Below are 20,855 nucleotides of genomic sequence, written 5' to 3'. Positions count from 1 at the left end.
TTCACATTTTGGCGTGTTTCTACACGGGATGGATGATTTCCGAGGGTGTCAGCGGCGTACGCCCTCGGCGAGGTCGGCGGCGAGGGCGCGGACGGCGTCCAGGCCGGCCTGTTCGTCGGGCGCGTCCAGCAGGGCGCGCACGAACGCGGAGCCGACGATGACGCCGTCGGCGTAGGCGGCGACCTCGGCCGCCTGGGCGGCGGTGGAGACGCCCAGGCCGACACAGACCGGCAGGTCGGTGGTCTTGCGGGTGCGCGCGACCAGGTCGCCGGCCGCGGAACTCACCGAGGTCCGGGCGCCGGTGACGCCCATGACGGACGCGGCGTAGACGAAGCCGCCGCAGTGGCGGGTGGTGTAGGCGATGCGTTCGTCCGAGGAGGACAGCGCCACCAGGAAGATCCGGTCGAGGTGGTGCCGGTCGGTGGCGGCGATCCAGTCGTGCGCCTCGTCCGGGATCAGGTCGGGGGTGATCACCCCGCTGCCGCCGGCCGCGGCGAGTTCGCTCGCGAACCGCTCGACGCCGTAGCGTTCGATCGGGTTCCAGTACGACATCACCAGCGTCGCGGCGCCGGTCTCGGCGACGGCGCGCACGTTGTCGATCACGTGGTGGGTGTTGGTGCCGTGTGCGAGCGCGTGTTCGACGGCGCGCTGGATGACCGGGCCGTCCATCTGCGGGTCGCTGTAGGGCAGGCCGACCTCGATGATGTCGCACCCGCCCTCGACCATCGCGCGCATCGCGGCGGCGGAGCCCTCGACGGAGGGATAGCCCGCCGGGAGGTAGCCGACGAGTGCGGCGCGGTTCTCGGCGCGGGCGGCGGCCAGCACCTTCGTCAGCCTGGTGGTGGTGTCGGTGCCGGTCACGACTGCTCCGCTTCCGCGTCGAGGAGATCGAAGTACTTGGCGGCGGTGTGCATGTCCTTGTCGCCGCGCCCGGAGAGGTTGACCAGGATGGTGGCGTCCGGGCCGAGTTCGCGCCCGACCTCGATCGCGCCGGCCAGGGCGTGCGCGGACTCGATCGCCGGGATGATGCCCTCGGTGCGGCACAGCAGCCGGAACGCCTCCATCGCGGGGGCGTCGTCGATCGGCCGGTAGGTCGCCCGGCCGGTCTGGTGCAGCCACGCGTGCTCGGGCCCGACCGCCGGGTAGTCCAGGCCGGCCGAGATCGAGTGCGATTCCATGGTCTGCCCGTACTCGTCCTGGAGCAGGTAGGTGCGTGCGCCGTGCAGGACGCCGATCGAGCCGCCGGTGATCGAGGCGGCGTGCCGGCCGGTCTCCACGCCGTCGCCGCCCGCCTCGAAGCCGTACAGGCGCACGCCCTCGTCGGGGATGAACGCGTGGAAGGCGCCGATCGCGTTGGAGCCGCCGCCCACGCACGCGCAGACCGCGTCCGGCAGTTTGCCGGTCAGGTCGAGCACCTGCTGTCGGGCCTCCACCGAGATGACCTTGACGAAGTCGCGGACCATCGCCGGGAAGGGGTGGGCGCCGGCGGCGGTGCCGAGCAGGTAATGGGTGTTGTCGACGTTGGCGACCCAGTCGCGCAGCGCCTCGTTGATCGCGTCCTTGAGGGTGCGCGAGCCGATCGACACCGGGATCACCTCGGCGCCGAGCACGCGCATCCGGGCCACGTTCAGCGCCTGGCGCTGGGTGTCGAGTTCGCCCATGTAGACGACGCAGTCGAGGCCGAGCAGCGCGCACGCGGTCGCGGTGGCCACGCCGTGCTGGCCGGCGCCGGTCTCGGCGATCACCCGGGTCTTGCCCATGCGCTTGGTCAGGATGGCCTGACCGAGCACGTTGTTGATCTTGTGCGAGCCGGTGTGGTTGAGGTCTTCGCGCTTGAGGATGATCCGCGCGCCGCCGGCGTGTTCGGCGAAGCGGGGCGCCTCGGTGATGATGCTCGGGCGCCCGGCGTAGTCGCGCAGCAGGCCGGCGAACTCGGCCTGGAACTCCGGGTCGTCCTTGGCCTTCTCGTAGGCGGCGGTCAGTTCGTCGAGGGCGGCGATCAGTGCCTCGGGCAGGAAACGCCCGCCGAAGACGCCGAAGTGGCCGGAGGGGTCCGGCTGTTGGGCAGTGCTGGACATGCGAGGTCCTTGTCGGTGTGGCATGCCGTGCGGACGGCACGTTGCTGACGGTGGGTCAGGAAACGTGTCGGCGCCATCGGCTGCCCGGCACCTGGCCGGGCTCGCAACCGATCACATAGCGCACCCGGCGGCCGCGGACCCGCCGCGCGGGCGCGCGGCAGCCACGGGGCTTGCAGCCCCTGGCCAGTCGCGGGTCCATGCTCATCGCCGCACGCGCTCTCAGCCGCGCCCGTGCCGGATCGCCGGGTGGGCGCCCGCAGCGACCAGGTCGGCGACCGAGCTGCGCGGGTCGCGACCGGTGACCAGGGACTCGCCCACCAGGACGGCGTCGGCGCCGTTGTTGGCGTACGCGATCAGGTCGTGCGGGCCGCGTACGCCGGACTCGGCGATGCGCACGCACGAGTCCGGGATCAGCGGGGCGATCCGGGCGAAGTTGTTGCGGTCCACCTCGAGGGTCTTGAGGTTGCGCGCGTTGACCCCGATCACGGTGGCGCCGGCGTCGAGCGCGCGGGCGGTCTCCTCCTCGTCGTGGACCTCCACGATCGTGGTGAGACCGATCGAGCGGGACCGCTCGATCAGCGAGATCAGCGCGTTCTGCTCCAGGGCCGCGACGATCAGCAGGGCGACGTCCGCGCCGTGTGCGCGGGCCTCCCAGAGCTGATAGCTGGTGACCATGAAGTCCTTGCGCAGGACCGGGATGTCGACCGCGGCGCGGACCGCGTCGAGGTCTTCGAGCGAGCCGCCGAATCGGCGCTGCTCGGTGAGCACGCTGATCACCGAGGCGCCGCCGGACTCGTAGTCGGCGGCCAGGCCGGCCGGGTCGGCGATCGCGGCGAGTGCGCCCTTGGAGGGGCTGGAGCGCTTGACCTCGGCGATGACGGCGATGCCGTCGCCGCGCAGGATGCTCTCCGCGTCGCGGGGTGCCGGCGCCTGGGCCGCGAGTTCCTTGATCTCGTCAAGGGATACGCGGGCCTGTCGTTCGGCGAGGTCGGCGTTGACACCGTCGATGATCTCGTCGAGAACGCTCACGCCCTACATCCCCTCGTTTGTCCGGAGAACCTGCTCCCCCGGCTCTTCGATGGTATAGGCCGATTCGAACAGACCCGTCCACGCCGCTCCGCCGAAGAGGTGGGGGCAGCATACGGCGTCGCACGGTGGGTCCGTGCGCACGGTCCGGCCGGCGGAACCGCCGGCGATCACTGTGCGTCAGGGCGCGAGCGCCGCACCGAAGGGCAGGTCGCGGACGATCCAAAAGAGCAGCACGACCACCAGCAGAGCCCGCAGCGGGCGGGGGTCGGCGAGCGCCCGACGCGGGCGCGCGCGGGCGGTGCGCACCGCCCAGCGCAGCCACAACACGCCGATCAGCGGGAACAGCGCGACCGCGAGCGCGTTGTAGCCCAGCGCGGCGGGCAGGTCGAGGTGGGTCAGCGCGTGCACACAGCGCAGGCCGCCGCAGCCGGGGCAGGGCAGGCCGGTGAGCAGCAGGTAGGGGCACGGCGGATAGTGGCCGCTCTCGCGCGGATCGACCAGCCCCACATAGGCGGTCGCGGCACCGAGCAGGGCCAGGCTCACGGCCGGCAGTCCGAGGTTGCGCAGCCGGAAGCCGGTGCTCGGCGCGGGCGGGGCGGGGGTGTTCACCGACCCATTGTGCGGTCCGGACGCACCGTCAGAGGTCACCCAGCGTGTCTTTCCAGCCGAGCAGGAACACACCCACCATCCAGGTGGTCCAGAAGATCACGCCGAGCAGCACCGTGCCGATGGTCCAGTTGCGGGCCCGCAAGGAAGCGAGCCGGGCGCCCGCGACGTCGCCGCGCTGCCAACGCTCGTTGACACTGGTGGCCGCGAGCAGCGCGGGCACGCCCGCCAGGAAGCAGCAGAAGACCGTGGCCACGACCGCCCACGCGAGGTAGTTCTCCGGCGGCCCGGGTGGCGGTCCGGCGGGCGGCGGCGTGGTCGGCGGTCCATAGGGCATGGCGTGCCCGAACGGTCGAGCCGGCGCGTTCCACTCCCGCGTCCGATCCGGCCGCTCCTCACCGCCTCCGGAAGCCCCCGGATAGCCGTAGGCCACATTCCCCCCTAGGCACAACGCCGCACCGGCGAGCCCACCCTAGAACAGCCCCGGGCCCGCCACACCAAACCTCCACCACCGCCCGAGCCAACCGACGCCCGAACCGGCCCGGCAGGCGCTTGAGCCCACATCAGCCCGGCCGGCGCCTGAGGCCGACCCGAACCGACCGAACGCCCGAGGTCAGCCGAAAACCAGCCCGGCCGGGGCCGAACGTCAGCGCCGCGCAGGAGCCGTGCCGAGACCACCCATCCGCATGCCCGCACCGGCGACGCACCCCACCAAAACCACAACCGCACCGACCCAGAACAACATCACGTTGGCCGCGATCATCGCGACGCCGGAGATCGTGCAGCCGATCAGCGCCAGTATGGTCACGGTCCAGGCGGCGGGGGTACTGCCGTGGTTTCCGGCTTGCGACGACATCGCTCAACTCCTTCGGCTTCACATTCACACGCTTGTGCGCGGCTGCCGCGACACCGTCCTGGGCGCCGCGATCACAACCGCGCGAGTCTTATTGTCACCCGTCGAGAGCAGTGCTCAGCGCGTGGGGTCCTCGCCGCGGTCGAGCGCGTTCCACAGATCGGCGTTGCGGACCGGGCCGCGCTTGACGGCGGCCGCCTTGCCGCCGGGGGCCTCGTAGCGGTTGGACATCCCGGGCCAGCGCCGGCCCCGAAGCACCACGAACAGACCGGCCAGCAGGATCAGCGCACCGCCCACGGCCGCGAACCACGGCCAGATCGTGTGGCTGACGTCCACCGCGCGAACCCCCTCGACGGCCGCCTTGCCCGCCGCCTCGGAGTTCACCGCCGAGGTGTCGCCGGCACCTTGCACGGCCAATACCGTGACCCCGAGCCCGGCCAGCGTCACCAGCACGCCGATGACGGTTCGCCCGATCGTGCGGGTGGCGAGCACCGCGAGGCCGCCGGCCAGGCCGAGCAGCGCGAGCGCGGAGCCGGCCTTGTTGATCGTGTTGCCGCTCGCGTGCACCGCGATCCGCGAGCCGTGCACCGGCGCGGTGCCCTCGGCCCACGTACGCCCCGCCGCCGAGAGCACCACGGCCGCGCCGACCAGGGCCAACAGCACCGCGACGGTCAACTCCCGGCGGGCCGCCCTGCGCTCCCGCGACGCCGCCGCGTCCGCCGTATCGCCCGCGCCGGCCGCGGTCGCGGGCTCCGCGATCGCTCGGTCGTCCGTCTCGGTGCCACTGCGCGCTGCGCCGGCCTCGGTCCTCGCGTCGGTCATGTCACCAGCATGACCCACGCCGCCGAACGGCTTGACCCGGGGCGGGTCGGCGCGGTCCCCCTGCCATCCCGGACGAGGCCCGAGTCGGGCCCGAGAACCAGCCCCGGCCGGTTCGAGGACGAACTCCTACCGGGTCCCGAGACCCGCCCTATACCTCGTGCGCCGGCGTCAACGTCCCCGCGATGGCGATCGCGCGCAGCACCGCCGCCGCCTTGTTGCGGCACTCGATGTCCTCGGCCTCGGGCGAGGAGTCGGCCACCACGCCCGCACCGGCCTGGACGTACGCCACACCGTCGCGGATGAGCGCGGTGCGGATCGCGATCGCGGTGTCCAGGTCGCCGGCGAAGTCGACGTAGCCCACACAACCGCCGTACAGCCCGCGCCGGGTCGGCTCGAAGTTCTCGATGATCTCCATCGCGCGCGGCTTGGGCGCGCCGGAGAGGGTGCCCGCCGGGAAGCACGCGGCGAACACGTCCAACGCGGTGCGCTCCGGGGCCAACTCGCCCACCACGGTGGACACGATGTGCATCACGTGGCTGTACCGCTCGACCGACATGAAGTCGATCACCTCGACCGTGCCGGGTGCGCAGACCCGGCCCAGGTCGTTGCGGCCCAGGTCGACCAGCATCAGGTGCTCGGCGCGTTCCTTCGGGTCGGCGAGCAACTCCTCGGCCAGGTCGGCGTCCTGCTGGGGGGTGGCGCCGCGCGGGCGGGTGCCCGCGATCGGGTGCAACATCGCGCGCCCGTTCTCGACCTTGACCAGCGCCTCGGGGCTGGAGCCGACCACGTCGAAGCCGCCCTCGGCGCCGCCGTCCGGGCCCGGCAGCCGGAACAGGTACATGTACGGACTGGGGTTGGTCGCGCGCAGGATCCGGTACACGTCCAGCGCGCCGGCCTCGGTGGGCATCTCGAAGCGCTGGGACAGCACAATCTGGAACGCCTCGCCGGCCCGGATCTCCTCCTTGGCCGCCTCCACCGCCTTGCGGTAGGCGGGTGAGCCCCACGGGCCGACCGCCTCCGCCGGCGCGGCGCGCTCGAACGAGGCCGCGGCCAGTCCGGTCGGCCGGGCCAGGTCGGCCGTCATCGCGTCGAGCCGGGCCACCGCCGCGTGGTAGGCCTCGTCGACGCCGGACTCGCGGTTGTCGTGGTTGATCGCGTTGGCGATCAGCAACACGCTGCCGTCCACGTGGTCGAGCACCGCGAGGTCGGTGGCCAGGAACATCATCAGTTCCGGCACCCGCAGGTCGTCCACGGTCGCGTCGGGCAGCCGTTCCAGCCGGCGCACCACGTCGTAGCCGAGGTAGCCGACCATCCCGCCGGTCAGCGGTGGCAGTTCCAGGCCCGGGACGCCGTGCGGGGTGTGCAACGCGGCCACGGTGGCCCGCAGTACCTCCAGCGGATCGCCGTCCACCGGCACGCCCACCGGCGGGGTGCCCAGCCAGCGGGCCCGTCCGGCCGCCTCGGTGAGCACCGCCGCGCTGCGCACGCCCACGAACGAATAGCGGGACCACGAGCGGCCGTTCTCGGCGGACTCCAGCAGGAAGGTGCCGGGCCGCTCGGCGGCGAGTTTGCGGTACAGCCCGACGGGGGTGTCGCCGTCGGCCAGGAAGCTCCGGGTGACGGGGATGACCCGCCGGTCGCGCGCGAGCGCCCGGAAGGTGTCGAGGTCGGGGGTGACGGTTCCGGTGGTCATGACGTGCGCAATCTCCCGGGCAGCGAGGTCGGGCGGAGCCGGGGCCACGCGGGCCCGGGGTCGGCGGCGGTCAGTCGGAGACGGGCAGGACGTCCGCGTCGAAGCACGTGCGGTCGCCGGTGTGGCACGCGGCGCCGGTCTGCTCGACCCGCACCAGCACGGCGTCGCCGTCGCAGTCGAGCGCGACCGAGAGCACCTTCTGCACGTGGCCGGAGGTGTCGCCCTTGACCCAGTACTCCTGCCGGCTGCGGCTCCAGTAGGTGCATCGGCCGGTGGTCAGCGTGCGATGCAGGGCCTCGTCGTCCATCCAGCCGACCATCAGCACCTCGCCCGTGTCGCCGGCCTGCGCGACGGCGGCGATCAGGCCGTCGGGGTCGCGCTTGAGGCGTGCGGCGATGGTCGGGTCGAGGTCGGACGGCCGCGCGGGCGGGTGGGTGGCACCGGTCATGCGCGCATTGTCGCAGACCCGCGCGGGCCGACCGGTTCGGTGTTCACAGGCCGGTACGGGCCGTACGCAGGGTGTCGATCGCCGCCGGGTCGCCGTCCAGGTCGACCCGGGCCCGGTCCTTGCGGCCGAACAGGTACAGGAGCAGTTCGCCCGGGTGTCCGCTCAGGGTCACCACGGGCGTGCCCTTGTGGATGGTCCTGGGCTGTTCGTCGGGTCCGGTGTCGGTGCGGCGCAGCGCCACGCCGACCGGGACGCCGCGCAGCGCGATCCGCGAGGAGCCGACGGCCCGCTTCCACAGGATCTCGGTGAGCGCGGGGTCCAGTTCGCGCGGCTCGGCGCCGCCGGGCTGCGCGCGGCGCACGTCCTCCAGGTGGATGAAGTACTCCATCGTGTTGGCGGCGGCGTCCACACCGGGGATGCCGAACACGGACAGCCGCGGCGGGCCGTCGGCGACCAGGCGCACGGTCTGTTCGTACGGCTTGGCCGCCTGCCGCAGCCGGACCTTCTCGGTGTGGCCGGCGAGCGCCTCGAACATGATGCCCGGCGCGGAGTCGGGGCGCCGCTCGCGGATCACCAGGTGCGCCGCGAGGTCGCGGGTGGTCCAACCCTCGCACAGGGTGGGCGCGTCCGGGCCGAGCACGCGCAGGAGTTCGGCGAGCGCGGCACGTTCGGTGCGGGCGTGGGAAGTCGGCATGTGCCGATCCTTCGGCCCGCACCGGGCGCGGTCAAGGGGGCGCGGTCACGGGTGTGCGGTCACACGTGTGGGGTCGGGGCATGCGGTCGGGGGCGTCCCGTCGGCGGTGCGGTCACGGCGACGCGGCGATCGGCGCGGAGTCCTTGGGTTGGTCGGTGTTCTGTTGCGTGCTCATCCAGCGCAGCGCGTCCGGCAGGACCGCCTGCCAGGTCTTGAAGTTGTGCCCGCCGGTGGGCAGGAGCAGCGTGTCCACCTTCAGCGGAGGTTTGGCCAGTCGCTGGAACTCCTTGGTGTCGGCCAGGTTCGGCTCACCGCTCTCGCTGCTGGTGAGCAGCAGGCTGACGGGTGGCATCGGCATGTTCTTCAGCCGCCACATCAGGTCGTGCTGGTTGCGGTACGCCTTGCTGCCGCCGTACAGGTCGCCGGTGTCGCCGTCCATCGGCGCGCCGTAGTCGGCGGACAGCGCGACGCCCGCGCCGATCCGGTCCGAGTGCAGCATCGCGAGCTTGGCCGCGCAGTAGCCGCCGGTGGAGTCGCCGAGCATGCCCCAGCCGCGCGGCCCGGGGGCGACCCGGTAGGCCTGGCTGATCGCCTCGGGCAGGTCCTGGCTGAAGAACATGCCCACCTGCGGCCCACCGGGCACGTCGGTGCACTCGGTGTCGCGGGCGACGCCGACGCTCGGTTTCATCATCACGTAGATGGTGGGCTGGACCCGGCCGGCGGCGATCTCGGTGGCGGCGAACTTGGGCAGTTCCAGGCGGGTGACCAGGTTGCGCTCGTTGCCGGGGTAGCCGGTGAGCACGACCACGACCGGGAAGCGCCGGTCCTTGTACTGGGCCTGGAAGTACTGCGGCGGCAGGTAGACCAGCGCGGCCGTGCCCAGCCCGCTGCGTCGCCCTGCCACGTCCACCTGCATGATCTGGCCCGCGGCCTGCGGGTTCTTGCCCTGCGGGACGTCTATCGTCTCGGTCCCGTTCTCCTTGACCAGCTTGGGCACGTCACCGGGACCGTTGGTGCCGAAGTTCACCACCGGCTTGCCGGTGTGCCCGAGCAGGTCGTCCCAGGTCGTGTAGAAGACGAAGTAGCGGTTGCCGATCACCGCGACGGTGGCCATCAGCAGCACCTGCGTGCTCAGCAGGATGCCGACCCGTCCCAGGATCGGCAGTACCCCCTGGCGGGACAACTTCGGCCAGAAGTACACGGCGGCCGCGGCCGCCGCGAAGGCGACGACGCCGAGCAGGATTATCAGTTTGAGGCTGGTCAGGCCCACAGCGGCGTCCTCGGTCCTATGGATCATGGTCAGGGCACGCCCGTGGAGACGAGACCGGCCCGGGGTTTGGTTGCGGATGCCGGCGACACTCCGGCACGGCCGGCGGGGAACGCCCGAAACAGGGTGACATGCGGGAAAGGTGCGGTCCAAGCCGAGCCGGGTGCGTCGATCCTGATCGAATCGAGGTCCGCGCCGGGGAATCCGGGCCGTCCGACATGCCTTGTACTTTCATTGGACAACCATCCTTCGAGAGCCCCGTTCGCGGCGGCCGGATTCCCGTGAAAGTGAGCCCCGTGGCGGACAAGGTCGTGCTGCGACAAGGACTGCGCGTCATCGGCGTGGCGATCCGCGAGGAGCCGCGGATCTTCGCCGCCGCGGTGGGCGCGAGCGCGGTGTACGGCGTGATGACGGTCGGCTCGGCCCTGGTGCTGGGCCGGGTCACCGACGAGGTGATCATTCCCGCGTTCCGGGACGGGCGGACCACGGCCGGTGCGCTGATCGGCGCGTTCGCGGCGGTCTTCGGCATCGCGCTGCTCAAGGCGTTCGGCGTGATCGGGCGCCGCCTGTGGGCGGGTGTGATGCAGTACCGCCTCCAGGCCACCTACCGGCGTCGGGTCACCCGGCAGTACCTGCGGCTGCCGCTCGCGTGGCACCACCGCCACCCCACCGGGACGCTGCTGTCCAACGCGAACGCCGACGTCGAGGCGGCCTGGAATCCGGTCGCGCCGCTGCCGATGGCCACCGGCGTGGTGGTGATGTTGTTCGTCGCGGCGATCTCGATGGTGCTCACCGACTGGGCGCTCGCGCTGGTCGGCTTCGTGATCTTCCCGGCGATCGCCCTGCTCAACGTGATCTATCAGCGCAAGCAGGGCCCGCTGGCGATGCGCGCGCAGGAATTGCGTGCCGACGTCGCGGAGATCGCGCACGAGAGCTTCGACGGTGCGCTGGTGGTCAAGACGCTGGGCCGCGAGACCGAGGAGACCACCCGCTTCGCCGCCGCGTCGCGCGAGTTGGCCGACGCGAACATCGCGGTGGGCCGGGTGCGGGCGCTGTTCGACCCGATCCTGGAGGCGCTGCCCAGCTTCGGCGTGCTGCTGGTGCTGGTGGTCGGCACAGTCCGGGTCTCGCACGGGGACCTGGCCCCCGGCGACCTGGTCCAGGTGGCCTACCTGTTCACCCTGTTGGCCTTCCCGGTCCGGGCGATCGGCTGGCTGCTGGGCGACATGCCGCGCTCGGTGGTCGGCTTCGACCGGGTCAAGGGGGTGCTGGAGGCCGAGGGCGAGCACGCCTACGGGGCGATCGAGGGCGGCGACGCCTCTGCCGGTCCGGCCCGCCTGCAGGCCCGCGCGGTGCGCTTCGGCTACACCGACGACACCGACGTGCTGCACGACGTGGCCTTCGACGTCGAGCCCGGGCGCACCATCGCGGTCGTCGGCCCGACCGGGTCCGGCAAGTCCACGCTGGTCTCGCTCCTGGTGCGCCTGGTCGACCCGGTCGACGGCGCGATCCTGCTGGACGGCACCGACCTGCGCGACTATCGGCGTGGCGGGATCGCGGCCACCGCGGCGCTGGTGCCGCAGCAGGCGTTCCTGTTCGACGACAGCGTGCGCGACAACATCACCCTGGGCCTGGACCTGGACGACGCGGCGGTGCACGAGGCGCTGCGGATCGCCCAAGCCGACTTCGTCACCGCGCTGCCCGAGGGCCTGGGCACCCAGGTGGGCGAGCGCGGGACCACCCTCTCCGGCGGCCAGCGCCAGCGCATCGCGCTGGCCCGGGCGCTGGTGCGGCGCCCGCGCCTGTTGGTCCTGGACGACGCCACCTCTGCGGTGGACCCGCGGGTGGAGGCGGCCATCCTGCACGGGCTGCGCGACGCGGGCCCCGCGACGGTGGTCGTGGTGGCCTACCGCAAGGCCACCATCGCGCTCGCCGACGAGGTGATCTACGTCGAGGGCGGCCGGGTGCTCGACCGCGGCCCGCACCACGAGTTGCTGGACCGCTCGGTGGGCTACCGCCGACTGGTCAACGCGTACGAGCGCGCCGCGCGCGAGGGCGCGGACGAGGATCTCGACATCGACGTCAGCGAGGCCGAGGAGGCCACGGCTTCATGAGTATCGCCACCGTCACGGCCAAGGCGCCCGAACCCGAGCCGAAGGCCGCGTCGCGGATCGGCGCCGACCCCGCGTCGACCCGGCCGACCGAGTCCGGATGGAGCGTGCTGCGCCGGGGCCTGCGGTTGACCCCGGAGTTCACCGAGGGCTGGATCGTCACGCTGTTGCTGGCCGTGGTGGGCACGGCCGGCCGGATCGTGGTGCCGCTGGCCGTCCAGCAGACCATCGACCGGGGCCTGCGCGCCGACGCCGGCCCGGACCTGACCGTGGTGCGCACGATGGCCGCGCTCGCGGCGCTGGCGGTGGTGGTCACCGCGGTGTCCGCGTACGCGATGAACGTGCGCCTGTACCGCACCAGCGAGCGCGGGTTGTCCACCCTGCGGGTGGCCGCCTTCCGGCACATCCACGACCTGTCCACGCTGCACCAGCAGTCCGAGAAGCGCGGCTCGCTGGTCTCGCGGGTGACCGGCGACGTGGACACGATCAGCCGCTTCATCCAGTTCGGCGGTCTGCTGCTGATCGTCAGCGTCGGGCAGATCGCGCTGGTGACGGTGCTGATGTTCGTCTACTCGTGGCAGCTCACGCTGCTCGTGTGGGTGTGCTTCGCGCCGCTGTACTTCTTCATGCGCGCAGTGCAAAAGCGCATCGCCGCCGCCTACTCGCACGTGCGGGTGGCCATGGGCCGGATGCTCGGCGCGATCGCGGAGCCGGTGGTGGGCGCCGCGATCGTGCGCGCGCACGGCATCGAGGACCGCACCGCGCGTCGGATCGACGCGTCGGTGGACGCGCACCGGGACGCGCAGACCCGCGCCCAGTTGTTCGTCGCGTTGACCTTCCCGATGGGCGAGTTCGTGGTCGGCCTGGCCAACGGCCTCGTGGTGGTGGTGGGTGTGTGGCTGGGCATCGACGGGCAGCTCAGCGTCGGCGAACTGGTCGCCTTCCTGTTCCTGGTCACCCTGTTCGTGGGCCCGGTGCAGATGGGCGTGGAGATCCTCAACGAGGCGCAGAACGCGCTCGCGGGCTGGCGCCGGGTGCTGGAGGTGCTGGACGCGGAGCCGGACATCGCCGACCCGGGCGACGCGGGCGAGGAACTCCCGCGCGGCCCGGTCGAGGTCGCCTTCGACCACGTCTCGTACGGGTACCCGGGCGGGCCGCGGATCCTGCACGACGTGGACGTCACGCTCGCGCCCAGGACGAGGATCGCGGTGGTCGGCGAGACCGGCTCCGGCAAGACCACGTTCGCCAAGCTGCTCACCCGCCTCGTCGACCCGGACGAGGGTCGGGTGCTGCTGGACGGCGTCGAACTGCCCCGGGTGCGCTTCTCGTCGCTGCGCGCCCGGGTGGTGATGGTGCCGCAGGAGGGCTTCCTGTTCGACGCCACGCTGCGCGAGAACGTGCGCTACGGCCGGCCGGACGCGGACGACGCGGCCATTCGCACCGCGTTCACCGACCTGGGGTTGGCCGATTGGTTGGCCGGGCTGGCCGCGGGCCTGGACACCCCGGTGGGCCAGCGCGGCGAGTCGTTGTCGGCGGGCGAGCGGCAACTGGTCGCGCTCGTGCGGGCCTACATCGCCGATCCCGACCTGCTGGTCCTGGACGAGGCGACGTCGGCCGTGGACCCGGCCACCGAGGTACGGATCGGGCGGGCCCTGGACGGGCTGACCCGGGGCCGCACCGCGGTGTTCATCGCACACCGGATGTCCACCGCCGAATCGGCCGACGAGGTGCTCGTGTTCGACGCGGGCAAGCTGGTCGAACGCGGGCCGCACACCCGCCTGGTCGGGGCCGGCGGGATCTACTCGCGGCTGCACGCCTCGTGGACGGCGCAGCAGAAGACGTCGCGCTGAGCCGAGCCCGGTCTTGGGCCGGTCGCCCCCGAGGGTCGGACGGGCCGTGCGGCCCCGTCCGGCCCTCGGGTCCGTTCGCGGTCCCCTGCGGTCCTATCGCAGGGGCGCCGTCAGCTTCTTGGTCTCGTCCACGTAGGACACCAGGCACTGCACCTCGCGGTCGCCACTGATCCAGCCCGATTCCTTCGGGTAGATGTAGAGCCAGGTCAGCTGCTCCGCCTCGGGTTGGCGGGCGATCACGGGTTCGGCGATCGGCTTGCACACCGCGGACGCCTGGGTGTCCATCGCCGCGTCGCCGGGCCAGGTGCCGTCCGGCAGCGCGACGTTCCGGACGTGCTGCCCGTCGTGCGGCGCCGTGCACGCGACCTTGTCCACGTCCGTGCCGACGGCCGCGAACGAAATGCAGTCGCCCGGGCTGAGCGGGACCTTCTTGACCGCGACGCTGCCGTTGGAGTTGGTCGCCTGGGGCGTGACGGCCCGGGTACTCGGCGGCTCGCTCGACGGCGGCTCGGGGGTGTCCGTGGGCGGCGGAGTGCTCGCCGGCGCGCTCGTGCGCCCGGTCGCGGTGTCCGCCGGGCCGGCCTTGTCGCCCTTGTCGTCGTCCCCGCCCAGGCTCAGCACCAGGGCGATCACGCCGCCGGCGATCACCAGCGCGACGACCACCACGATCGCCACCACGCGCCCGCCGCCCCGCCCGCCGGAGGGGCCGCCGGGACCGCCCGGGCCGTAGGGCGGTCCGCCTCCGTACGGTGGGCCGCCACCACCGTACGGAGGGCCGCCGCCGTAGGGCGGGCCGCCGATCGTCGGACCGTCGTAGGGCGACGGCGGGTTCGTGGGCGGCGGCCCCGCGGGGCCGCCGGGATAGCCGCCCGCACCGCCGCCGTACCCGCCCCCGCCGTAGCCGCCGGAACCGTGGTTGCCGCCCGGGTATCCGCCGGGAGTGCTCATCACGTCGATCCCTCCCCCAAGGGCCGGGCGCTCGGGTCAGCGCAGTGGCTTGGTGAGTGTCTGCCCCGACTTGTACTTCGCGATGCAGGTCACCTTGCGGCGACCGATGTCCCACCCCGGCTGCTTGGGGAAGGTGTAGGTGAAGGTGAACTGCGAGGCGTCGGACCGGCCGCTGAGCGCCGTGCTCATCGCGGGCGTGCACTTCGACTCGGTCTGGTCGGTGATCGCCGCCTCACCCGGGTAGGTGCTGCCGGTGAGCTCGTAGGTCAGGAAGACCTCGCCGGTGTGCGTGCTGTTGCAGGACGTCTTGTCGATGGTGCCCGACGTGGCGTCCAGGGTGACGCAGTCGCCCTTGGACAGGTCCACGTACCGGACCTCCGAGGGCAGGTCCGGGTCGGACGTGCCGGACGTGGTCCGCGGCGGGGTCGGGCGGCTGGTGGTCGGGCGGCCGGTGGGGGTGCTCGGCGCGCTCGTGCTGCTCGTCGGCTTGGAACTGGACGAGGTGGTCGCGCTGTTCGTGGGCCCGGCCTTGTCGTCCTTCTTGTCGTCCCCGCCCAGCACCACGACCAGCGTGGCGATGATGCCACCGACCACGACGATCGCGGCGATCACCACGGCGATCAGCGGGCCCTTGCCGGAGCCGCCCTGGTTGGGGCCGGGCGGCATGCCGCCGCCGTAGCCCCCGCCCCCGTAGTTTCCGGGGTACTGCGGTCCGCCGCCGGCCCCCGGGTACTGCGGCGCGCCGCCGTACGGGTTTTGCGGAGGCGGATACTGCTGCCCACCCTGTGGGTACTGCTGCCCGGGGTACGGCTGGTTGCTCGGATAACCCTGGCCGGGTTGCTGCCCGTAGCCGGGGTAGCCCCCCTGTCCGGGTGATGGCGGCATCGTCATGTGCCTAGCCTGCCCGATCGGGTGAACCCACCGCTCGGCCGGGCCCAACTACTTGACTCCGGGTCAGATGATCGTTGTGGGACCGGAATCCTTCCGTGACCCGATTTCGCGTCTGCCGGCCGGAGTCCGCGCCGGCGGCGCCTCACGGTCGGCGGCGAAACGCTCCGCTCACGAGCGCCAGGAGCACCCCCAGGAGCATCGCGCCGCCACCGGCGGCGAACACGACCGAGGGGCCGTGGGCCGACGCGAGCATGCCGCCGACGGGGTACAGCAGCGGGATCAGACCGACCCCGAACAACATCTGGAGCGCGGTCACCCGACCCAGCGCGCCGGGCGCGCACGTGGTCTGCACCAGGGCGCTCCCGGCACCGCCGACCACGCCGGTGCCCACACCCAGCGCCACCGCGCACGCCACGCCCGCTCCCAGGCCGGGCGCGTAGCCCAGGCCGACCAGACTCGCGGCCATCACGACCATCCCCACCGGCAACACGAGCGCCGGGCGCGGCACCCGGCCCGCGACGGTCAGTGCCAGCGCGCCGATCGCCGCGCCGATCCCCCACGCGCCCAGCACCACGCCCATCCCGCCCGGCCCCCAGCCCGCGACGTCGGCAAGCAGCACGATGCCGATGTTCATCGGGATGGTGAAGCCCAACTCCATCAGCGCGGTGACCGCCAGCAGCGGCCCCAGCACCCGATGCCGGACCACGTACCGCAGGCCCGCACGCAGGCCCAACTCCGGCTCCTCCTGCCCCGGTTCCGCCTCGGGCGCGGGTCCCGGACGAAGCCGCCACAGCAGTGCGAGGGAGAGCGCGAACAGCGCCGCGTTCAGTGTGAAGGCCGCCGTCGCGCCGCCGATCGCCAGCGCCGCGCCGCCGATCGGCGCGGACACCACGGTGGCCACCCGCTGGGACAACGAGCGCATGCCCTGCACCCGGACCAGTTGCGTACGCGTGGTCAACCGCGCCGGCAACGCGCCCACGGCGGGCATGAACAACGCGTCCACCGCGCCGAACAGCAGCGCGATCAGCACCAGCAGCCCGATCCCGGGGCTGCGCGCGAGCACCGCGAGCGCGGCAACCAGCATCACCGCGCAGCGCACCAGGTCGCTGCCGAGGACCACCCGGCGCGGTCCGTACCGATCCGCGATCGCCCCGCCGGGCAACATCAGCAGGGCTCGGGGCAGCGATCCGGCGGCCAGCACCCACCCGGTCTGCGTCGCGTCGCCGCTGCGCACCGCCGTCCAGGACAGCGCCAGGAACCAGATCTGATCGCCGATCAGCGACGCGGTGTAGGCGCCGAGCCAGGCCAGTACGCGCGGGTCGCGATGGGCGAGCCGCGGTGTCGCGCCGGCGGTCCCGGTGATGGCCATGCTCGTCCCCGTTCCCGTGTGTGTGCGGTGCGTGCGGTCTGTGCGGCGCCGACGGCGCGTGGCGGGCGGCGTCCAGGGGCTCCCGCCCCGTCCGCGGATCACAGCCGGTAGGGGAAGCCGCGGTAGTAGATCTCCACGTGTTCCGCGCCGGGTGTCTCGCGGTCGCGGTAGCCGTCCACGAGGTCCTGGATGGCACCCGCGAGTTCGCGCAGTTCGGCGGCGGTCAGCCGGAGCGTGGGGGCGCCGCTGAAGGCCGCGCCGGCCCACTCCGCCCCCCACACCTGCATCTCGTCCAGGAAGCGCCGGTAGCGGTCCTCGGACTGCGAGCCCAGCACCCGCGCGATGCTCGCGGACAGGTCCCGGCCGACCCGGTCCTCGGCGAAGTCGCCGAACGAGAAGGTGAGGTCCTCGACCACCTTCCACCAGCGCTCGCGCCCGTCCTCGGCGTGCTCGGGGTCCTCGACCACGAAGCCGTGGCCGGCCAGCGTGCGCACGTGGTAGCTGACCAGCGCCGGCGTCGCGTCCACCCGCTTGGCCAGCATCGACGCGGTGGCCGGACCGCCGGCGTGCAACATCCGCAGCAGGCTGATCCGCAGCGGGTGGGTGAACACCTTGAGGGTCTGTACGTCCTTGATCATCCGGCGCGCCGGCGGCTGCTCGCTCATGAGCCCACCGTAGATCCGAAGGAATCTTTTCGCAATGAATCTTTCGAAAGAATCCCTTCGCATTCGGTCACGAAAAAGCCGACCGCGGGTGCGGTCGGCTCCTCGTGGCCCGCGCGTGCTCAGCGCACCGAGTGGCCCGTCGCCCGCAGCACGTCCTTGACCTGCGGGATCCGCAACAGGCCGAAGTGGAACACGCTCGCCGCGAGCACCGCGTCCGCGCCCGCGTCCACGGCCGGCGCGAAGTGCTCCAACGCGCCCGCGCCGCCGGAGGCGATCACCGGGATGCCCACTTCGGCCCGGACCAGTCGGGTCAGCTCCAGGTCGTAGCCGTCCTTGGTGCCGTCCGCGTCCATCGAGTTGAGCAGGATCTCGCCCGCGCCGAGCTCGGCCGCCTTCGCGGCCCACCCCACCGCGTCGATGCCGGTGCCGGTGCGCCCGCCGTGCGTGGTCACCTCGAAGCCCGGCGCACCGTCCCGGCGCCGCCGCGCGTCCACCGAGAGCACCAACACCTGCGAACCGAACCGGTCCGCGATCTCGGCGATCAGCTCGGGCCGTTGGATGGCCGCGGTGTTCACGCCCACCTTGTCCGCGCCCGCCCGCAGCAGCTTGTCCACGTCCTCGACCGCGCGCACTCCGCCGCCGACGGTGAGCGGGATGAACACCTGCTCGGCGGTGCGCCGGACCACGTCGTACGTGGTCTCCCGGTTGCCCGAGGACGCGGTGATGTCGAGGAAGACCAGTTCGTCCGCGCCCTCGGCGTCGTACACCCGGGCCATCTCGACCGGGTCGCCCGCGTCCCGCAGGTTTTGGAAATTGACGCCCTTGACCACCCGGCCGGCGTCCACGTCCAGACACGGGATCACCCGTACGGCCAACGTCACGAGGCCCTCCCCCGGTACGCGTCCACCTCGACCTCGACCAGCATCCGCGAGTCGATCAGCCCGGCCACCACGACCATCGTCGCGGCGGGCCGGGTCTCGCCGAACAGCTCGCCGTGCGCGCGGCCCACGTCGTCCGAGTCGCGGGCGTGGGTGATGAACATCCGGGTGCGCACCACGTCCGCGGCGCCGAGCCCGAAGTGCGCCAGCGCGTCCAGCGCGATCGCGAACGCCGCGAGCGTCTGGTGGTGCGGGTCGCCCTCGTGCGCGAGGTTGCCCTCGACGACCGCGGTGCAGCCCGACACGTGCACGTAGTCGCCGACCGCGACGGCGCGCGAGTACCCGAAGGTCTCCTCCCACCGCCCGCCGGACGAATACCGCTCGATATTGCCCGAGTTGTCACTGCCCAAATTGTCACTGCCCGTCACCGGGACACCGCCTCCAACGCCTCTTCGAGGGTGAACGCCTGGGCGTACAGCGCCTTGCCGACGATCGAGCCTTCCACACCCAGCGGCACCAGTTCGGCGATGGCGCGCAGATCCGCCAACGAGGACACCCCGCCCGAGGCCACCACCGGGCGGTCCGTGGCCGCGCACACGTCCTTGAGGAGTTGCAGGTTCGGGCCGGTCAGGGTGCCGTCCTTGTTCACGTCGGTGACCACGTAGCGCGCGCAGCCGTCCGCGTCCAGGCGGGCCAGCGTCTCGAACAGCTCGCCGCCCTCGCGAGTCCAGCCGCGCCCGGCCAGCGTGGTGCCGCGCACGTCCAGGCCGACCGCGATCCGGTCCCCGTGCCGGGCGATCGCCGAGCGCACCCAGTCCGGCGTCTCCAGCGCGGCGGTGCCCAGGTTGACCCGCCGGCAGCCGGTGGACAGCGCCGCCTCCAGCGACGCGTCGTCGCGGATGCCGCCGGACAGCTCGACCTGGACGTCGAGCCGGCCGACCACGTCGGCGAGCAGCTCGCGGTTGCTGCCCTTGCCGAACGCGGCGTCCAGGTCGACCAGGTGGATCCACTCGGCGCCGGCGCTCTGCCAGGCCAGGGCGGCGGTCAACGGGTCACCGTAGGAGGTCTCCGACCCGGCCTCGCCCTTGACCAGGCGGACGGCCTGGCCGTCGGCGACGTCGACGGCGGGCAGCAGTTCGAGGCGGTGGGTCTGGGTCATGACGGTGGGGATCCTCAACAGTTCGTACGGACGATGCGTTCAAGGGCGCGGCGCGAACACGGCACGGCGGGGACTTGCGAAAGAGCGGGCCTACAGGGTCGCGAGCCAGTTGCGCAGCAGTTGCGCGCCGGCCTCGCCGGACTTCTCCGGGTGGAACTGGGTGGCGCTGAGCGCGCCGTTCTCGACGGCGGCCACGAACGGCGTGCCGTGCGTGCTCCAGGTGACGTCCGGCGGGATGTGCGGGCCGTCCTGGACCACCGGCATCTCCCACGTGCGCACCGCGTAGGAGTGCACGAAGTAGTACCGAGTGTCCGGCGTGACATCGCGGAAGAGCACGCTGTCCGCGGGTGCCTCGACGGTGTTCCAGCCCATGTGCGGCACCACCGGGGCGGCGAGGCGCTCGACCGTGCCGGGCCACTGCGCGCAGCCCTCGGTGGCCACGCCGTGCTCGACGCCGCGCGCGAACAGGATCTGCATCCCGACGCAGATGCCCAGCACCGGCCGGCCGCCGGCGAGTCGCTTGTCCACGATGGTGTCCCCGCGGACCGACTTGAGGCCCTGCATGCACGCGGCGAACGCGCCCACGCCGGGCACGAGCAGTCCGTCGGCGTTCAGCGCCGCCTTGTGGTCGGCGCTGATCTCCACGTCGGCGCCCGCGTGCGCGAGCGCCCGCTCGGCCGAACGCACGTTCCCGAAGCCGTAGTCCAGGACGATGACCTTCTTGGGCACGCGGCTATCCGATCTTCAGGACGCCGGCCACGATCGAGAAGAACGCGCCGACGGCGAGCAGGGCGATCACACTCTTGGGCAGGCCCTGCTTGACGAACGAGATGCATCCGCCGACCAGGAACAGCCCGAAGACGATCAGGACCATCGCGCCGGTGCTCACAGCGCGCCCTTGGTGGAGGGGATCACGCCGGCCCGGCGCGGGTCGAGCACGCACGCGTCGGACAGCGCCCTGGCCAGCGCCTTGAACTGCGCCTCGACGATGTGGTGCGCGTTGCGCCCGTACGGCACGTGCACATGCAGGCAGATCTGCGCCTGGGCGACGAACGACTCCAGGATGTGCCGGGTCAGCGTGGTGTCGTAGTCCGGGCCGATCATCGGCGCGATGTTCTCCGGCTCCGAGTGCACCAGGTACGGCCGGCCGGAGAGGTCCACGGTGACCTGCGCGAGCGCCTCGTCCAGCGGCACCGACGCGTCGGCGAACCGGCGGATGCCCTTCTTGTCGCCGAGCGCCTGGCGGAACGCGGCGCCGAGCGCGAGCGCGGTGTCCTCGATCGTGTGGTGCGCGTCGATGTGCAGGTCGCCGCGGGTCTTGACGGTCAGGTCGAACAGGCCGTGCTTGCCGAGCTGATCGAGCATGTGGTCGAAGAAGCCGACGCCGGTCGCGACGTCGACCTTCCCCGAGCCGTCCAGATCGATTTCGACCTCGACGGAGGTTTCCTTGGTGGCGCGTTCGACGCGACCGATTCTTGCCATGGCGGTGATTCC

General features: G+C 72.4%; 24 protein-coding genes. 2 read left to right on the top strand and 22 right to left on the bottom strand.

Annotation, left to right across the window (positions count from 1 at the left end; all coding sequences use genetic code 11):
- Positions 1-48 precede the first annotated feature (48 nt).
- The 12 genes from trpA to ACIBSV_RS13770 form a co-directional block, all read right to left on the bottom strand.
- Positions 49-861, bottom strand: a complete 813-nt coding sequence (gene trpA / locus ACIBSV_RS13825; protein ID WP_395862510.1) for a tryptophan synthase subunit alpha — start codon at positions 859-861, stop codon at positions 49-51.
- Entirely contained in the window at positions 858-2,078 is a 1,221-nt protein-coding gene (trpB, locus tag ACIBSV_RS13820; RefSeq protein ID WP_395862509.1) for a tryptophan synthase subunit beta, read from the bottom strand. Before trpB ends, trpA begins: the two co-directional genes overlap by 4 nt.
- A gap of 55 nt (positions 2,079-2,133) precedes the next feature.
- Positions 2,134-2,283: a tryptophan biosynthesis modulator TrpM gene (trpM, locus tag ACIBSV_RS13815; RefSeq protein WP_380030666.1), complete on the bottom strand. Its 150-nt coding sequence runs from the start codon at positions 2,281-2,283 to the stop codon at positions 2,134-2,136.
- A 14-nt stretch (positions 2,284-2,297) separates the two neighbouring features.
- Complete coding sequence (trpC, locus tag ACIBSV_RS13810) at positions 2,298-3,107, bottom strand: indole-3-glycerol phosphate synthase TrpC (RefSeq protein WP_395862507.1); 810 nt, start codon at positions 3,105-3,107, stop codon at positions 2,298-2,300.
- A gap of 177 nt (positions 3,108-3,284) precedes the next feature.
- On the bottom strand, positions 3,285-3,716 hold the full coding sequence (locus ACIBSV_RS13805) for a DUF2752 domain-containing protein (protein WP_395862505.1): 432 nt from the start codon (positions 3,714-3,716) through the stop codon (positions 3,285-3,287).
- A 28-nt stretch (positions 3,717-3,744) separates the two neighbouring features.
- Complete coding sequence (locus ACIBSV_RS13800; RefSeq protein WP_395862503.1) at positions 3,745-4,050, bottom strand: CD225/dispanin family protein; 306 nt, start codon at positions 4,048-4,050, stop codon at positions 3,745-3,747.
- Between the two features lie 309 nt (positions 4,051-4,359).
- The gene (locus ACIBSV_RS13795) at positions 4,360-4,569 is read right to left on the bottom strand and encodes an HGxxPAAW family protein (protein ID WP_395862501.1); all 210 of its coding nucleotides are present in this window, start codon (positions 4,567-4,569) and stop codon (positions 4,360-4,362) included.
- A 114-nt stretch (positions 4,570-4,683) separates the two neighbouring features.
- Complete coding sequence (locus ACIBSV_RS13790; RefSeq protein ID WP_395862499.1) at positions 4,684-5,388, bottom strand: TIGR02234 family membrane protein; 705 nt, start codon at positions 5,386-5,388, stop codon at positions 4,684-4,686.
- 148 nt (positions 5,389-5,536) lie between these two features.
- On the bottom strand, positions 5,537-7,081 hold the full coding sequence (locus ACIBSV_RS13785; protein ID WP_395862497.1) for an anthranilate synthase component I: 1,545 nt from the start codon (positions 7,079-7,081) through the stop codon (positions 5,537-5,539).
- 70 nt (positions 7,082-7,151) lie between these two features.
- Positions 7,152-7,529: a phosphoribosyl-AMP cyclohydrolase gene (gene hisI, locus ACIBSV_RS13780; protein ID WP_355537328.1), complete on the bottom strand. Its 378-nt coding sequence runs from the start codon at positions 7,527-7,529 to the stop codon at positions 7,152-7,154.
- A gap of 43 nt (positions 7,530-7,572) precedes the next feature.
- Complete coding sequence (locus ACIBSV_RS13775; protein ID WP_395862496.1) at positions 7,573-8,223, bottom strand: TIGR03085 family metal-binding protein; 651 nt, start codon at positions 8,221-8,223, stop codon at positions 7,573-7,575.
- A 112-nt stretch (positions 8,224-8,335) separates the two neighbouring features.
- A complete protein-coding gene (locus ACIBSV_RS13770) occupies positions 8,336-9,520 on the bottom strand; it encodes an alpha/beta hydrolase (RefSeq protein WP_395862494.1) in 1,185 nt (394 codons plus the stop codon).
- A 266-nt stretch (positions 9,521-9,786) separates the two neighbouring features.
- Between ACIBSV_RS13770 and ACIBSV_RS13765 the strand changes: the two genes are divergently transcribed.
- Together ACIBSV_RS13765 and ACIBSV_RS13760 are read left to right on the top strand one after the other, a co-directional pair.
- The gene (locus tag ACIBSV_RS13765) at positions 9,787-11,604 is read left to right on the top strand and encodes an ABC transporter ATP-binding protein (protein ID WP_395862492.1); all 1,818 of its coding nucleotides are present in this window, start codon (positions 9,787-9,789) and stop codon (positions 11,602-11,604) included.
- Complete coding sequence (locus ACIBSV_RS13760; protein ID WP_395862490.1) at positions 11,601-13,451, top strand: ABC transporter ATP-binding protein; 1,851 nt, start codon at positions 11,601-11,603, stop codon at positions 13,449-13,451. Before ACIBSV_RS13765 ends, ACIBSV_RS13760 begins: the two co-directional genes overlap by 4 nt.
- A gap of 93 nt (positions 13,452-13,544) precedes the next feature.
- On the opposite strand, the gene ACIBSV_RS13755 is transcribed toward ACIBSV_RS13760, so the two are convergent.
- The 10 genes from ACIBSV_RS13755 to hisB all read right to left on the bottom strand — a co-directional run bounded on the left by ACIBSV_RS13755 (position 13,545) and on the right by hisB (position 20,843).
- Positions 13,545-14,399 carry a septum formation family protein gene (locus ACIBSV_RS13755; protein WP_395862488.1) on the bottom strand — a complete coding sequence of 285 codons (855 nt, stop codon included), beginning with the start codon at positions 14,397-14,399 and terminating at the stop codon, positions 13,545-13,547.
- Positions 14,400-14,435: 36 nt separating this feature from the next.
- Complete coding sequence (locus ACIBSV_RS13750) at positions 14,436-15,290, bottom strand: septum formation family protein (RefSeq protein ID WP_395862486.1); 855 nt, start codon at positions 15,288-15,290, stop codon at positions 14,436-14,438.
- A gap of 142 nt (positions 15,291-15,432) precedes the next feature.
- The gene (locus tag ACIBSV_RS13745; RefSeq protein WP_395862484.1) at positions 15,433-16,659 is read right to left on the bottom strand and encodes an MFS transporter; all 1,227 of its coding nucleotides are present in this window, start codon (positions 16,657-16,659) and stop codon (positions 15,433-15,435) included.
- 98 nt (positions 16,660-16,757) lie between these two features.
- Positions 16,758-17,324, bottom strand: a complete 567-nt coding sequence (locus ACIBSV_RS13740) for a helix-turn-helix domain-containing protein (protein WP_395862483.1) — start codon at positions 17,322-17,324, stop codon at positions 16,758-16,760.
- Positions 17,325-17,443: 119 nt separating this feature from the next.
- On the bottom strand, positions 17,444-18,205 hold the full coding sequence (hisF, locus tag ACIBSV_RS13735) for an imidazole glycerol phosphate synthase subunit HisF (RefSeq protein ID WP_395862481.1): 762 nt from the start codon (positions 18,203-18,205) through the stop codon (positions 17,444-17,446).
- Positions 18,202-18,630 carry a RidA family protein gene (locus ACIBSV_RS13730; protein WP_395862479.1) on the bottom strand — a complete coding sequence of 143 codons (429 nt, stop codon included), beginning with the start codon at positions 18,628-18,630 and terminating at the stop codon, positions 18,202-18,204. Before ACIBSV_RS13730 ends, hisF begins: the two co-directional genes overlap by 4 nt.
- Positions 18,627-19,361: a bifunctional 1-(5-phosphoribosyl)-5-((5-phosphoribosylamino)methylideneamino)imidazole-4-carboxamide isomerase/phosphoribosylanthranilate isomerase PriA gene (priA, locus tag ACIBSV_RS13725; RefSeq protein WP_395862477.1), complete on the bottom strand. Its 735-nt coding sequence runs from the start codon at positions 19,359-19,361 to the stop codon at positions 18,627-18,629. The genes ACIBSV_RS13730 and priA overlap by 4 nt, the downstream gene beginning before the upstream one ends.
- 90 nt (positions 19,362-19,451) lie before the next feature.
- Positions 19,452-20,090, bottom strand: coding sequence for an imidazole glycerol phosphate synthase subunit HisH (gene hisH / locus ACIBSV_RS13720; protein ID WP_395862475.1), 639 nt, complete (start codon positions 20,088-20,090; stop codon positions 19,452-19,454).
- A 4-nt stretch (positions 20,091-20,094) separates the two neighbouring features.
- Positions 20,095-20,250 carry a hypothetical protein gene (locus ACIBSV_RS13715; RefSeq protein WP_395862810.1) on the bottom strand — a complete coding sequence of 52 codons (156 nt, stop codon included), beginning with the start codon at positions 20,248-20,250 and terminating at the stop codon, positions 20,095-20,097.
- Positions 20,247-20,843, bottom strand: coding sequence for an imidazoleglycerol-phosphate dehydratase HisB (gene hisB / locus ACIBSV_RS13710; protein WP_395862473.1), 597 nt, complete (start codon positions 20,841-20,843; stop codon positions 20,247-20,249). Before hisB ends, ACIBSV_RS13715 begins: the two co-directional genes overlap by 4 nt.
- Positions 20,844-20,855: the final 12 nt, after the last annotated feature.

The organism is Embleya sp. NPDC050154, assembly GCF_044460165.1.
Taxonomy (GTDB): Bacteria; Actinomycetota; Actinomycetes; order Streptomycetales; family Streptomycetaceae; genus Embleya.
Note: the sequence above shows the minus strand (reverse complement) of the source record. Positions and strands in the feature narration are given on the sequence as shown.